Below are 14,326 nucleotides of genomic sequence, written 5' to 3' on the forward strand. Positions count from 1 at the left end.
TCCGTTCGGTTAAGGACAAACGGAAGAACTGGGCAGCCTTTTGAAATAGAATTCTTTGCGATGCAATGTTATTAAAGTAGACCTGTTGGATCGGTATTTATTTGGAAGCAGACACGCTTTTTGGCACAGTAGCAAACGGGAAATAGTCTTTAGCATTATTGTAGGCGATACCTTGTACGATCTGACCGAGCAGCTCCATATCGTTTGGTGCTTCGCCTTGTTCTGCCCATTCACCGATCAGGTTACAGAGCAAGCGGCGGAAGTATTCATGTCTCGTATACGAGAGGAAACTTCTTGAGTCAGTCAACATGCCGACAAAACGGCTGAGTAGCCCCACATTCGCGAGCGCCTTCATCTGAGCGAGCATGCCATCCTTCGTATCATTGAACCACCATGCCGCGCCAAGCTGAATTTTACCTGGAACGCCTCCACCCTGGAAGCTACCAATAATGGCAGCAAGCACTTCGTTATCCCTTGGATTAAGGGAGTAGAGAATCGTTTTTGGCAGAGCATCCTGCTGCTCCAACGTATCCAGCAATCCGATAACAGCCGCTGATAACGGCATATCGTTCACGGCATCGTACCCTGTGTCAGGCCCGAGCTTCTTGAACATTTTCGTATTGTTATTACGCGCTGCATTGATGTGGAATTGCATGACCCAACCACGCTCCGCATACAGCTTGCCAAGGAATGTGAGTGTAACCGTCTTGTAGCCGTCCTCTTCCGTGCGTGAAACTTTCTCGCCAGCGAGTGCTTTGGCAAATGCAGCGGATGCCTCCTCGCGTGTCGCTGCAGCATAAGGCACATAGTCCAGTGCATGGTCAGAGACACGGCCGCCTACGGAATGGAAGAACTCCACACGGGATTCCAGCGCAGCCAGGAATGAGTCATAATCTGTAATGTCCTTGCCCACAACCTGTGAAAGCTTGCCTACCCATTCAATAAATGTATCCCGGTTTAATTCCAACCCTTTATCCGGGCGGAAAGACGGCAGTACGGCTGTGTCAAAACCTTCAATCTCCTGAATCTTCAGGTGATATTCGAGGGAATCGGTTGGGTCATCGGTGGTGCATACCACGGTGACATTGGATTTGGTAATCAGATCACGCGCACCGAAACCTTCGCCGGTTAGTTGGGCATTTACTTTTTCCCAGATCGCTGGGGCGCTTTTCTCATTAAGCACTTCATGGACATCGAAATAACGTTGTAATTCCAAGTGTGACCATGCATATAGGGGGTTACCGATCATCATCGGCACTGTTTTGGCATAAGCAAGGAAACGATCATAATCCGTTACGCCTTCGCCGCCCGTCACATATTTCTCTTCAACGCCGTTAGCCCGCATCAGACGCCATTTGTAATGATCGCCGTACAGCCAGGCCTCTGTCAGATTGCCAAATGTTTTGTTTTCGTAAATTTCCTGAGGACTGAGGTGACAGTGATAATCCATAATCGGCATGTCTTTTGCATATTGCTCGTACAGTCTGACCGCCGTTTCATTGTGAAGTAAAAATTGTTCATCCAGAAAAGATTTCATTCGCCTTGCACGCTCCCTTTAGGTGAGTTTACGTTCATTTAGGTTCACTTCCATCTTTAAGCTACACCGTTTGGCGCCAAAGTTCAATATAAAATGATAGCGTTCTCAAAAAAGGTTGGTTTAGGCACACTCCCGGAAACACAGTATACTGGATTTAACGTGAATGATACTGATTTAAAGATTGATACTGATGTTACTAATATTAATATTGATATACTAAGATAGAATCCGTACAGGATATTGAAATTGAAGCTTGAACCTACAGCGGTCTTACATTTGCCAAACAAGGAGATGAAATGCGATGAAAATCACTTTTCTAGGCACAGGAGATATGTTTAGTGTGGAACAACATCACAACAGTATGTTCGCTGAATTCGGCGATACCCATCTGGTTATTGATTTTCCAGAGTCTAATGCCAAAGCGCTCAAGGAATATGGTTTCGCGATGACAGGTATTCATAATGTGTTTATCACCCATCTGCATGAGGATCATATTAACGGGGTTCAGATGCTGGGCTACTATGCGCAGATTGTCGGGGATCGCAAGCCACGCCTGTTCATTCATGAAGAGTTGGTTGATCCACTGTGGAACATCCTCTCTCCAGGGATGCGGTATACAACGGACGGCGAGCGTACAATGAGCGACTATTATGATGTCATTCCGCTACCGGATGGCGGAAGCTTTGAGCTCGGCGGAGTCACATTTGAGACATTTCGCACGAAGCATGTTCCCGGCATGGTCAGCAACGGACTGATGGCGAAGCCTTATTTTTACTATAGTGCAGACAGCACGCTTGATCGTGAGCGAGTGGAGAGGATCGCACCCGATGTGCAGTTGATTTTCCATGAATGCCATATGCATGACTTGGTGATCAAATCCCATACGTCACTGAAGGATCTGGAGCAGCTGCCCGCCGAAGTGAGAAGGAAAACGGTACTGATGCATTATCATGACGAATATGCCGATGTGGACAAACGAGCAACATTCAACCGTACGTACGCGGACGATCTGCGCATGGCTGGCACGCTGGAGTCCTTTGAGTTGGATCAGTAATTCGGAGGGCTTAGCCCTCCCATGATTTCATATATTCAATCATTCTTGAAGATGGCCTTGCTTTAAGATGAAAATATTCCTCCGTCCGCTGATCTTCTGGTCCATATGATATTTTGACATACACATCAGTGTAGTTCTGAAGATATTCAGGGCTAATTTCGGATTCGGGTTTCAGAACATAACTTCTCGACAAACTCAATCCTGGCGGCTCCTTACCCGGTCCCATTGTTGTTTCATATGTATTACTCACATTCGAGTTGAACAGTTCAGCTGCTTGAAGCGTATGAATCATGTCGGAATCAAGCGTGAACGACTGAAGGACATTCATCATTGGTATGCGAACATCATTAAGTATAATCTCATATGTGATCCCGTCCGCTTCAGATCCGGGGTTCACATCCACTGTTGCGGCCAGATGATATCTCTCTGGCAGGGTTTCTCGGAAACTCTCCCGATCCTTATTCATGCGTGCCTCTATATCCCTGCGTTCCGTGTTAAACGTATACTTGTCTGTTCGCTGTACTTCTCCACGCGGCCCGTGTTCTACACCAAAGCTGCATGCTGCCAGACACACTGCTGTTACAAGCAGACACAGAACAAGTAAAAAGAGACGTTTTCTTTTCCTCGCTTGTGTAGTCGGGTCTTTAGTTTGGGTTTGGGTTTGCATGTTAGCCCCCTTCTTGCTGGATAATGCAACCTAGTTCATAGGATTCCTCACTTCTTTTGGATGATTATACCATATATTCTAATGATTTTTATCAAAGTTTATAGAGGATGTGCAGTTCATCCTTGGTAACACAGTAATTGATTCGTCTGTGGAGTGGATGTGGATTAAATGCTCAGCTTGGTAAGCGAGAGCAAGAGGATATTGTTGATTTGTAACTCGAACTGGCCACATATTTTACTCTAACGATCACCAGAAACCTTATTTGGCATATATTTGAGGTTTTATGATTCTAACGATCACCAGAAACGTTATTTGGGTGAATTTGCTGTAAATGCTACCGTTTTGGCTGAATTTTGGTGAAATAAGCTCACTGAGGATCGTTAGATTTCCAACCGTCCGGTTTAGGGGGAAATAAGCTTTCCTGGGATCGTTAGAATTCCCGAGTTCTCCAAATTCGAATTCGAGTTCTCTACGTTTGAATTCCGGAGCCTGCGAACTTGTAAATCGGAGTTACAAAATAGAAAAAACCACCTGAATCAGCACGCCACAGCGTGTCTGTTTGAACTGCCCTCCCTCGTTGGACACGATCGAACAGGTGGGATGCAGTTCAGCTTCAAGTGGTTTCATCCTAGCTTACGATTCTTTATCGTATCAACTTTTTAATTTATTACGTACTAACTATGCCAAAGCTTCAAAGCTTACTCTTGCAAGCATGAGCCCACGGTTATTTTGATCTTCTCCATCTGTCGTTCAACCAATGGGTATCTACATCAGTATTCAGCATCCGTTTTTCTTGAGTACTTGGGCACTACTGTATCTACAACACCAGCCATATCTATTCCAGCGTCCAGCTTATGCCTTCTGCGAACGAACGTACATTACTCTGTATCTGTATTTACAGTATCTGTGCCACAGTTCTCTCTCGTTTCCGGCAATGCCCAGACGGCCACCCCTCCGCCGCAGACGTGGAACGTAGCCCAGCCATCTTCCTCAATGGTGATCGAATCTTCACAACTACCGGTCATGTCTTCCCAGACTTCCCCGGCACGATGCTCCCCGACAAACATTCTCTTTTCACCGTCATCCCCGTTCGAGATGACCACCGCACAACCGGAGCCTTCCATCTCTTCCACGCCGCGGCGAACCCAACCAATGGTGTTGGGATGATCGAAATAGTCTTCCTGCTCTCCATAGGCTTTGTTGCAACGAGCGGACAACAGAATGTCCAAAATCTCCTTTTTGCCCTCCACCGGGTCAGGTCCGCCAATCCCGTAATAATCGCCGTAAAAGACGACGGGATATCCGTCACGACGTAGCAGCGTCAGTGCATACGCGCTTGGCTTGAACCAATCGCCAACCCATGATTCCAAAGCCTCATGAGGCTGTGAATCATGGTTGTCCACAAAGGTGACCGCATGGGTTGGATGCGTCTGAACCAGGGTATCTTCAAAAATTTTGGAAAGATCGAAATTACGCCCCGCCAACGAGGCTTCGTGAAATTTATAGTGAAGCGACACGTCAAACAAGTCAATTTGATAATCCACCGTATCTAAAAAGGTACGACAGGCATCCAGGTTTGGATTCCAGAACTCACCGACGATGTAGAAATCCTGCCCGCGTTTGCGGATCATCTCTGCTGCAAATTCTTTAACAAACTCATGGTTTATATGTTTGATCGCGTCCAGTCGGAACCCGCCGCATTGCAACGTATCGATCAGCCACTTCCCCCACTCAATCATCTCATGCCGTACATCCGGGTGGTTATAATCTATATTGGCAAACATCAGATAATCGTAGTTGCCAAACTCATCATCGACGTTTTCATTCCAGGTTTTGTTCTCGCCGGCAATGCGGAACACACCCGTACGTTCTTCTTTTGCATCAAAATCGGTGCCGTTGAAGTGTTCGGATGTCCATTTGAAGGAAGAATATTCATTGCCCCGGCCTGGAAATGTGAACTTCGTCCAGCCTTCAATCTCGAATGGTTCGGAAATCTCCTTCGTCCGGTCGTTGGGATCAACCTCAATCACCTTAAAGACTTCCTTCTCATCTGCTCCGGCCTTATGATTCATTACGAGATCCACATAAACGACAATGCCGCTCTTCTGACATTCTGCGATGGCTTCCACCAGTTCCTGCTTGGTGCCATATTTCGTGCGTACCGTACCCTTTTGATCAAATTCACCCAGATCGTACAGATCATATATGCCATAACCTGTATCCTCTGCAGACACTGCCTTCGTTACAGGAGGCACCCATACGGAGTCTATGCCTTTTGCTTTCAGTTCCGGGGCCATGTCAGCCAGTCGTTTCCAATGATCGCCGTCTGCAGCCAAATGCCATTCAAAAAACTGCATCATCGTATGATTTTTCTTCATCACAAACCGACCTCCTTGATTTGCATTCGAAGCGGACCGCGGAACGGATAGGGTATCGCCGTTGTTCGTTCGTGCTAACCAAGTTATAACCCGATTACCCTATGTTTCAATCATGAAAATGAAAGAATGTTAAGAAATTCAAAGAAAATTTTTCGTAAACCAATGAAAACAACACGATAAAGACATAAAAAAACGTAAACGTCATCAAATCCGTTTATAATCCATCCATTCGTCAGGTAAAAGAGAACGATACGGCTCCTGCATGAAACGGTCATCCACTAGCACAAGCACACCCTTATCTTCTTCCGTTCGAATGAGCCTGCCCCCGGCCTGAAGCACTTTATTCATGCCCGGAAATACATAGGCGTAGTTAAAGCCGTTGCGGCCCGACTTGTCAAAATAATCCTTCAGCACGTTGTTCTCCAGACCGATCTGCGGAAGCCCTGCACCTACAACGACAACGCCATTCAGACGGTCTCCCGGCAGATCGACTCCTTCGGAGAACACGCCGCCCATTACGGCAAAAACAAGACGTGTGCGCTCAGGATGCGGCTGAAACGCCGCCAGGAACTGCTCTCGCTCCTGCTCGTTCATGCCCTGCTCCTGCATCACCGTATCCGCATCGCTGGCCCCCGGAAGCTGTGTATATGCTTGATAAATCTCACGCATGTACGGATAGGAAGGGAAAAAGACCAGCAGATTGCTACGCGGCCACTCGGATACGAGTTGTTGTAACATCTCGGCAATCGGGCGTTTGGACCGCTCCCGGTCTTTATAACGTACAGACAGAGGCATGAGCCGCACATCCAGCTGTTCTCGGTTGAACGGAGACGGAATCTGCAGGGTGTAGTCCTCTTCCTCTGCTCCCAGCATATCGCGGTAATACCGAAGAGGTGACAAGGTTGCCGAGAAATGAATGGTTGAGCGGAAACCCTTCGCCGTCTGACGCAGTAGCAAAGACGGGTCCAGACAGAACAGTTTCACCCGTACCTCGCTTCGTACACACTCTGCATAGGTGATAAAACGCTCGTCATATAACCTGGCAATTCGTACGAAGTTCTGCGCTGTAAAATAGGCATCAAGCAACAGCTGATCCGTCTCAGCATGGCCAGACCCACCCTCGGCCAGACATTGCTCCGCCACCATGACAAATGGCTCAAGCCGTTCAATCAGTTCCTCTGGTGCTTCTTGCTGTATGATCTTGCCCTCTTCTCCGCCGTTTTTACGAAGGGTGATCAGATACTTGTCGATGGCTCCGGTATAATCCACAATCGCTTTGGCGGCAGGTACACTGCTGTCCAGCGTCTGGAACTCTCTTTTGACATCCAGAAATACGGCTTTTTCCAGCTCTGCCGAGAACATCATACGCCCACGATCCACCAGATTATGCGCCTCATCCACCAGCAGCACCGTCTTGCGCTTCTGTTCCTCCAACATACGTTTGAGGGAGATACGCGGATCAAAAATGTAGTTATAATCGCAGATCACCGCATCGGCTGCATATGCCGCATCCAGCGAAAACTCAAACGGACACACCCGATGTTTGCGGGCATACTGCTCAATAACGGGCCTTGTCATCAACGTTTCATGTTCCAGCATGTCCAGCACAGCACCATTAATTCGGTCATAATACCCTTCACACATGCCGCACTGTCCCGTGTCGCAGGCTTCCTCGTCTTTGAAACAAATTTTATCCTTCGCCGTCAGGCTGATGACATGCATGTTCAACCCTTCCGCCTGCATCCGGGCAAAAGCTTCCTCCGCCGCCACTCTCGTTGTCGTTCTCGCGGTCAGGTAGAACAAACGGCTGGCCTCGCCTTCACCGATGGCTTTCACCGTAGGAAAGAGCACGGACATGGTCTTACCGATGCCTGTAGGCGCTTTGGCCATAAGTCCCTGTCCTTCACGAATCGTTTTGTACACTGCGCCTGCCAGCTTACGCTGTCCTTCCCGGTATTTGCGAAAAGGAAACGGAAGCTCGCGCACACTAACGTCCCGCTCCGCTTCATAGGCAGCAATCATCTCCGCATACGGTGCATATCCGGCGATAACTTCTGCCGCAAACTGCTCCAGCTCCTGCCGCTCCGCCATGCGGCGAAACCGCCGCTCTTCACCCGTCACCGAATGCACATACGTCAACTGCACCTGCATCCGAGGCTCACCATGCTGCACGGCATACATATAGGCATACATCTTCGCCTGGGCCCAGTGCACGTCGAGGCCACCTTCCAGCTCGTCCAGGTTACCCGCCGTGGATTTGATCTCATCCACCGTTAATTGACCCTCCAGGCGAATCAAGCCGTCACATCGCCCTTCAATGACGTAGGTCAAATCCCCATGTTGAAGCTCGGCTTCCAGTACTACTTCTTTTAAATCCTCTTCGGTATATGCCTTCTGCACACGCTGATGGATTCGCGTTCCCTCCTGCATCGAGGCATTGGTGCGGAATCCCGGACGGATGCTGCCGCTCCGATAAACATACTCGACCAGCGGCCTGACTGATATCCGAATTGTTGTTTTCATACGATCACCCGTTCTGCTAGTAGTGGTTCTACTTTATCACGAAACAGGCTCCTCTAACCAGATTTTTGGCAAATTGGACTCGTCCGTTCCCGTATGCTATGTTGGGTTGTATAAGTTGAACTAGATCACGAAAGTATAGTCAAACTTATGATGGAGTTTACGTATTTTAAGAGGGGGCAAACTTCCTATGTATATTTATCTGGTTCCATCTCCACTTCCAGATGCACTTGCAGCATACCCACATCTGACACTACGCGCTGAAGATCAGGTACTTCTCGCTCTGGAAACCACTGATCGTTTGCTGGACATTGAATCGGATGAGCAGGTGGCTGCATATGAAGCATTTGACGATGCCGGATCATGGACAGGTGGTGGCTTCGCTGTGCTGAACAACATTCCTGTCACAGAAGATGGTCGGAATGATTTTGAGGAACGTTTTAAGAATCGTGCCCGCAAAGTTGAAGATGAGCCTGGATTCATTGGTATTCGTGTGCTCCGTCCACTCAAAGGTGATACGTATGTCGTTCTGACACTGTGGCAAAAGGAAGAACATTTCAAAGGCTGGCAGCAGTCGCAAGCCTACAACCACGCTCACCGCAATCGCAGCACGAGTGAAGGGCTGACGGCACAGAAACCAGCCATGTTCCCGCGACCTTCATTTGTGACGACCTATACAATTGAGTAGAGATAGTGGAGTGAAGTTCGCGAGTTACGCTTAAGTAGAACTGCTGGAGCTAGGATTTCAGAGACCCTGGTTGAGCATTCATACCGCCGAGTTCAACAGCCACAAAACATGACGTTGCGGGGTTGCTCACAAATCTGAATCGCAGAGTATGGGACTCTCGCATAAGCATGAATTGCGAAGTAAGTGGTGCGAAGTTACGAGTTGGCATCAACGCAGAAGTGTAACATGAACCATCTCGTATTCATTGAAGTTCTAACGATCTCAGGAGAGTTATTTTGAAAAATTTTGCATTATTTTCTTTAAAATAGCCTCCTTTCGCTAAAATAAGCTCTCTCCTGATCGTTAGATTTTGAACGTGTGCTTGAACTCCCAAATAAGGCTTTCTGAGATCGTTAGCGCATTTCCTCATCCTTTATTCAGGTTTATTCAACTTTATTCAGGATTCAGGAAAGCCTCAGTTACCCTTCATCGAAAAAATCAGTACCCGCAATCCAGAACTGAAACAGACTGAATTACGGGTACTTACATTTATACTTTAGTTATACGTATACCACGTTCCAGTACCAGCTCAAATTCCAGCACCAGCACCCCATTCATATCCATATCTAACTCAGCACTAGCACCATAACTCCGCTCTTATACTTCTTAACTTTACTCCATCTATGATTTTTTACTTTTATAGTTTAGGTGTTCTCAGCAGCCTAGTTGCTCTACATCCGATACAGTGCTTCAACTTACAACGGACGCAATGCCACGGATTCACGCGCATTCAACTGCTCCACCATAGCCAGCCATTCCTGCGGTTTGTTTGGCAACACAGCATAGTATCGATTTAGGAAATCGGACACCAAGCTGGCTGGCAGTTGCGCAAGAGACTCATCGCCCGGCATAAAGCACAGGTCCAATCCTCCCACGGCTTCACCGTCGCCTTGCCAGGATGGATGAACATAAGGGAAGTCCAGACGCTGATAACCCAGATGGGACAACACTTCGCGGCGCACGTACGGGTCCATCGGTTTGATGCCGCCAAACGCGTGATCCTGAGTCAAATATGGATTGTAGATTTCGGCAAACATGCCAAACAACGACTTGCCATTGGCAGCAGCGAGCTGCTGAAGATCCAGCTTGCGGCGATTCGCCAAGAATGCGCCGATTCCCAAGCCTTCTCGTCCGATAATCGTAAAATCAGTCATGGCCACGTTCCAGTCCTCGTAGTAACGGTACTCCGTCGCACCAACCACTTGGCCTTCATGTACAGCGACAAACACCCGAATGCCCGGGTCTTCCAATGGTTCAGCCCATAACGGGAAATCCAGCACTTCCTCTGGCGGGAAAATTTCCTGCATCAGCTTGTGCATTTGAGCGAACAGCGGGTCCTGAATGGATGTAATACGTGTAAATTCCATAGATAAATTCCTCCCTATTTCAAGTATGTATTCGGTGAAATCGCCGATTGCAGTCATTCATTCTAACGTATAGCAATCTCAAGAACATCAGCACGATTGAATTTTTATTAAAAACCCACAAAATTTAAAGCTGGATGCGCACATGGAAGTAACAACTTCCCTATTTAAACGGATTGCGCCACTCCATCAGAGCCGCGTAATGACAAGATTCCTCGTCATCCAGATAATCGGCAGTCACTCCAACAGGCATACGCCCGCATCGTAGCAGAAAAGAAATAACCGGGTCATGCCTCTCTCCATCGGCAACCTGATCCAGATACTGTTGTGCTGACATTTGCTCGGATACCCGGTGATATCCCGGCATCCGCCCTGCCCCAAGCAAACGATCCATCCCCTGTGCAATGACAAGATGGTACATCGCCTGCATCATGAGCTGGGCGAGCCCCCACTTCCGATATTTCGGCCGGACGCAGAGGTCAACAATGTATAACGTGTTCCCATCCGGCTGGTGATTGCGGATATATCCATCATCGGTGACCTCTGCCCACGTATGGCTGGATGGGTGCGCAGCATCCCACTGCATTCGAAGTGAAGTCATTGAGCCAGCCAGTTCCCCATTCACCTCGATGCAGATGGCTCCTTCAGGATAATGCTGAATATGGCTACTGAGTTGCTCTTGGTTCCAAAGAAGTTCCTCCGGATATGGTGGTGGGAAGCTCTCTGCCTGTATACGAATAAGCTCTTCAAAGTCATGGGCCGCATAATTGCGGATGACCGCTTTAGCTCTACCCAGTTTGTCACTGCCACCCGCTGCCGTTATCAGCATTTCTTTGACATACATCCCGCTTAACCCCTCCTTTGTCTAACTCTACTCGGCTTCCAAAAACAGATCTACTCCCAATCGGTGTACAGATCTGTACGGCGGTCACGCCAGGTTGTTACTGAGCCCCGTTCACGTACCTCGTAGAGCAAATCCAGATCGAGATCGGCGGTTACAATCATATCGTTGTTAATCTCACCCTCAGCCAGAATGCCACGCGGAGGGAATGGTACATCATTCGGGGTAATGATCGCAGCTTGTCCATAATTGGCACGCATGAAATCCACTGTAGGCAGATGGCCCACCGTTCCGGTTAATACAACGTAAATCTGATTCTCCACCGCACGAGCATGACTCGTATACCGTACCCGGTAAAATCCGTGGCGGTCGTCCGTACAAGAAGGACAGAAAATCACGTCTGCTCCCTTGGCTTTCGCCATACGTACAATTTCGGGAAATTCAATATCGTAACAGGTCAGCATCGCAATGCGGCCTTTGTACGTATCAAACACTTCCAGTCCGTCACCCGCAGCCATGTTCCACTCGGTCACTTCGGTAGGCGTAATATGAATTTTGGCCTGGCGTGCAATTCGTCCATCCGGGTAGAACATATGCGCCGTATTATACAGCTTGCCTTCCTTCCGAATAACGTGAGTGCCCCCGATGAGATGCATATTGTATTTGGCAGCAAGGGAGACGAACAACTGCTCATATTGCCCTGTAAAATCAGGCAAATCTTCAATCGTTAACGCATTTCCTTCTGCGTCTCCAATGGACATTAATTGGGTTGTGAAAAATTCAGGAAACAGCACAAATTCCGTCCCGAATTCGTCAGCTGTCCGTATGTAATGCTCCGCTTGAGCGGCAAATTCCTCAAATGAACGGATTGTCTGCAATTGATATTGCACAGCGGATACCCGCAGTTTCATAAGTCCACACCCCCACTAGTATTTGTGTTTATATTGTATCAATGATCCGATGATTTATCTAATGCTATAGCTATGGGGATAAGCCGATTTAGCAACGATACCTACGATACTCATCCATCTACATCATGCACAATTTTATACAAAAAAGCCTCTTCATATTATGAAGAGACTTTTAGTAGACTCATTTATCCAATCAATCCCTAAAACTAATTTATTCAATTCAATGCCTAAACTAATTTACTCAATATCCGAACGTTTCGCAATATTGCCGTCACCAAAGATGATTTGATCCATCTCAAACTCAACCTTGATTTTTTCTAAAGGTGTCTCCCTAAGCTCAGTATCTTTATCCATAAACTGATTTAATTCGAAACTACCCTCATAAGACGTGGAAGCTCCGGCTTTGATAGGTTCATCATATTTAACGTTTAGTGACTTGATCTCATTATCAAACATGTCTTTGAAGGTAATGACTCCCTGAAACCCTTTAATATCCTTGTCCGAAATGTTTTTCAAGTCAAGCGTCATATGTATAACGTCGCTGAATATCCATTTTTTCGTGTCTTTCAATGTCACACTTTTTTTGATTAAACCAACCTGTACAGACTCATCCAACAGTTTTAGTTCACTTTGTTTTTTTGCTTCAGCTTCTTCCTGTTTTCTTTTGATTTCTTCCTGTCTCTTCTTCTCTTCTTCCTCAAGCTTCAGCTGTCTTTGCTTCTCATCGGTTATAATTTGACCCACCGTTTTAGTAGAAAGATCCGTATTGCTACCCATTGAATATAAGATAGCCTTCCCCAAGAGATCTTTATCTTCTTGCGTGATTTCAGTGCTATTTTTAATATCATCGGGTACTGTTTCTGAGTATAGTTTTTCGGTTAACGGCTTACCACAAGCTACCAGCATAATCGTCATCAAACCAATCACTATAGACAACTTGAATCCTTTATTTGCAGTACGTTTCTTCAACTTTGCACAACCCTTTCGAATTAAGAATAATTGGCATCTCTTTTGAAATTCGAGCTACATATAACATACTTCATACTTCACATGTCACAGGTGGTAAATATATGTAATTACCGCGAACTCTACTCTGTATATTTTCCACAGACTTCAAATCATCTAACTTCTGAACGCTCAGACACCAACCCATTTTTAACTTATCTTTTTCCGGAAATCTTGTATGCTTCCCTTACTAGTATCTTCCTAATACACACCCCCTCAGTAACTTTATATCGGTTGGAATGACAATAAAATTAGAAGAAAAGATCGATAAAACTGGAAAAAGCCCGTTAATCAGATCATTAGTGATTGAGTAATGGGCTTCTGACCATTCATAACGGAACTCCAAACGATAACTAACCTATGGATGCTCAGGCTCAAGGATCGACCTCACTCTCTGTTCCCCAGCATGGACTGGGTAAATCCGATCCATTCACGGGTAGCAAATGACAGATATCGATCCTTCCGCCAGATCATGCCGAGTTGCCAAGGAATGACCGGTTCAATAACGGGGATGATTCTTACGCGCATATGATCAACCTCACGGCAGATCGTCTCCGGTAGCAAGGCCACACCCAGATTCGCCGCAACCATCGCACTTAACAGATCCCACTGGGAACTCTCATAGACCACATGCGGCTGGAATCCAGCTTGCTGGCAAGCCGCAATAATGCGGTCATGGAGCGCAAAATCTTCCCGAAACAAAACAAACGCATCCTGTTCCAGTTCATGGAGTGCGACCGACTCCTTTTCAGCAAGGGGATGCGAAGGATGCACGAGCAGATTAAGCTTTTCCTGAACAAACACAAAATGATCGAGCAGTTCATCGACCGTCGGCAACACCGCCACACCGATATCCAGCGCACCGCTGATGACATCAGCCTCCACTTTTTTCGCCCCATCCTCAAACAATTGAATGCTCACTTGGGGATACGCTTTATGGAACTCACCGATAATCATTGGAAAGAAACTCGATCCTACCATTGGCGGTAGACCAATGCGCAGGTGTCCCTTCTTCAAATTCATCAGATCGTCCAATTCCGATGAAAGACTACGGAACGATTTTTCAATCTCCAGCGCCTGCCGAAAAAAGACATGCCCCGCATCCGTTAGCTGCACCTGTTTACCGTATCGATCCAGCAAGGTCACGCCCAGCTCCTCCTCCAGACTTTTAACCGTCTTACTTATTGTAGGTTGAGTGATATACAGCACCTCGGCGGCCTTTGTAAAGCTCTGTTGCCGGGCAACTTCGAGAAAATATTGCAAATGACGAATATCCATCGTCTCATCCCCTCCTGTGATTCTGGCTCCATCTATTATCAACA

The 14,326-nt window shown here is 47.1% G+C and carries 11 protein-coding genes; 2 read left to right on the forward strand and 9 right to left on the reverse strand.

From position 1 onward, the window contains the following. Positions 1-97: 97 nt before the first annotated feature. Complete coding sequence (gene uxaC / locus FS818_RS18360; protein ID WP_145333592.1) at positions 98-1,537, reverse strand: glucuronate isomerase; 1,440 nt, start codon at positions 1,535-1,537, stop codon at positions 98-100. A gap of 301 nt (positions 1,538-1,838) precedes the next feature. Here uxaC and FS818_RS18365 point away from each other — a divergent pair, with 301 nt between their 5' ends. After that, positions 1,839-2,591, forward strand: coding sequence for an MBL fold metallo-hydrolase (locus FS818_RS18365; RefSeq protein WP_145333593.1), 753 nt, complete (start codon positions 1,839-1,841; stop codon positions 2,589-2,591). Positions 2,592-2,601: 10 nt separating this feature from the next. Here FS818_RS18365 and FS818_RS18370 read toward each other — a convergent pair whose 3' ends face one another. From FS818_RS18370 to FS818_RS18380, 3 genes are all read right to left on the reverse strand, one after another. Continuing rightward, the gene (locus tag FS818_RS18370) at positions 2,602-3,258 is read right to left on the reverse strand and encodes a hypothetical protein (protein WP_145333594.1); all 657 of its coding nucleotides are present in this window, start codon (positions 3,256-3,258) and stop codon (positions 2,602-2,604) included. A gap of 878 nt (positions 3,259-4,136) precedes the next feature. Beyond that, positions 4,137-5,636 (reverse strand): alpha-amylase, encoded by a 1,500-nt coding sequence (locus FS818_RS18375; RefSeq protein ID WP_145333595.1) that lies wholly within the window; start codon positions 5,634-5,636, stop codon positions 4,137-4,139. Between the two features lie 204 nt (positions 5,637-5,840). Next, complete coding sequence (locus FS818_RS18380; protein WP_145333596.1) at positions 5,841-8,159, reverse strand: helicase C-terminal domain-containing protein; 2,319 nt, start codon at positions 8,157-8,159, stop codon at positions 5,841-5,843. 187 nt (positions 8,160-8,346) lie between these two features. Between FS818_RS18380 and FS818_RS29510 the strand changes: the two genes are divergently transcribed. Then, entirely contained in the window at positions 8,347-8,844 is a 498-nt protein-coding gene (locus FS818_RS29510; protein WP_145333597.1) for an antibiotic biosynthesis monooxygenase family protein, read from the forward strand. A gap of 734 nt (positions 8,845-9,578) precedes the next feature. Here FS818_RS29510 and FS818_RS18390 read toward each other — a convergent pair. The 5 genes from FS818_RS18390 to cidR form a co-directional block, all read right to left on the reverse strand. Further along, the gene (locus FS818_RS18390) at positions 9,579-10,250 is read right to left on the reverse strand and encodes a GNAT family N-acetyltransferase (protein ID WP_145333598.1); all 672 of its coding nucleotides are present in this window, start codon (positions 10,248-10,250) and stop codon (positions 9,579-9,581) included. 160 nt (positions 10,251-10,410) lie between these two features. Further along, positions 10,411-11,091: a GNAT family N-acetyltransferase gene (locus FS818_RS18395; protein ID WP_145333599.1), complete on the reverse strand. Its 681-nt coding sequence runs from the start codon at positions 11,089-11,091 to the stop codon at positions 10,411-10,413. Positions 11,092-11,141: 50 nt separating this feature from the next. Then, positions 11,142-11,999 (reverse strand): carbon-nitrogen hydrolase family protein, encoded by an 858-nt coding sequence (locus tag FS818_RS18400; protein ID WP_145333600.1) that lies wholly within the window; start codon positions 11,997-11,999, stop codon positions 11,142-11,144. A 237-nt stretch (positions 12,000-12,236) separates the two neighbouring features. Continuing rightward, on the reverse strand, positions 12,237-12,968 hold the full coding sequence (locus FS818_RS18405; protein WP_145333601.1) for a hypothetical protein: 732 nt from the start codon (positions 12,966-12,968) through the stop codon (positions 12,237-12,239). Positions 12,969-13,391: 423 nt separating this feature from the next. Continuing rightward, positions 13,392-14,282, reverse strand: coding sequence for a cidABC operon transcriptional activator CidR (cidR, locus tag FS818_RS18410; RefSeq protein WP_145333602.1), 891 nt, complete (start codon positions 14,280-14,282; stop codon positions 13,392-13,394). Positions 14,283-14,326: the final 44 nt, after the last annotated feature.

The sequence above is a fragment of the Paenibacillus xylanexedens genome, assembly GCF_007680605.1.
In the GTDB taxonomy this organism is placed as follows: Bacteria; Bacillota; Bacilli; order Paenibacillales; family Paenibacillaceae; genus Paenibacillus; species Paenibacillus xylanexedens_B.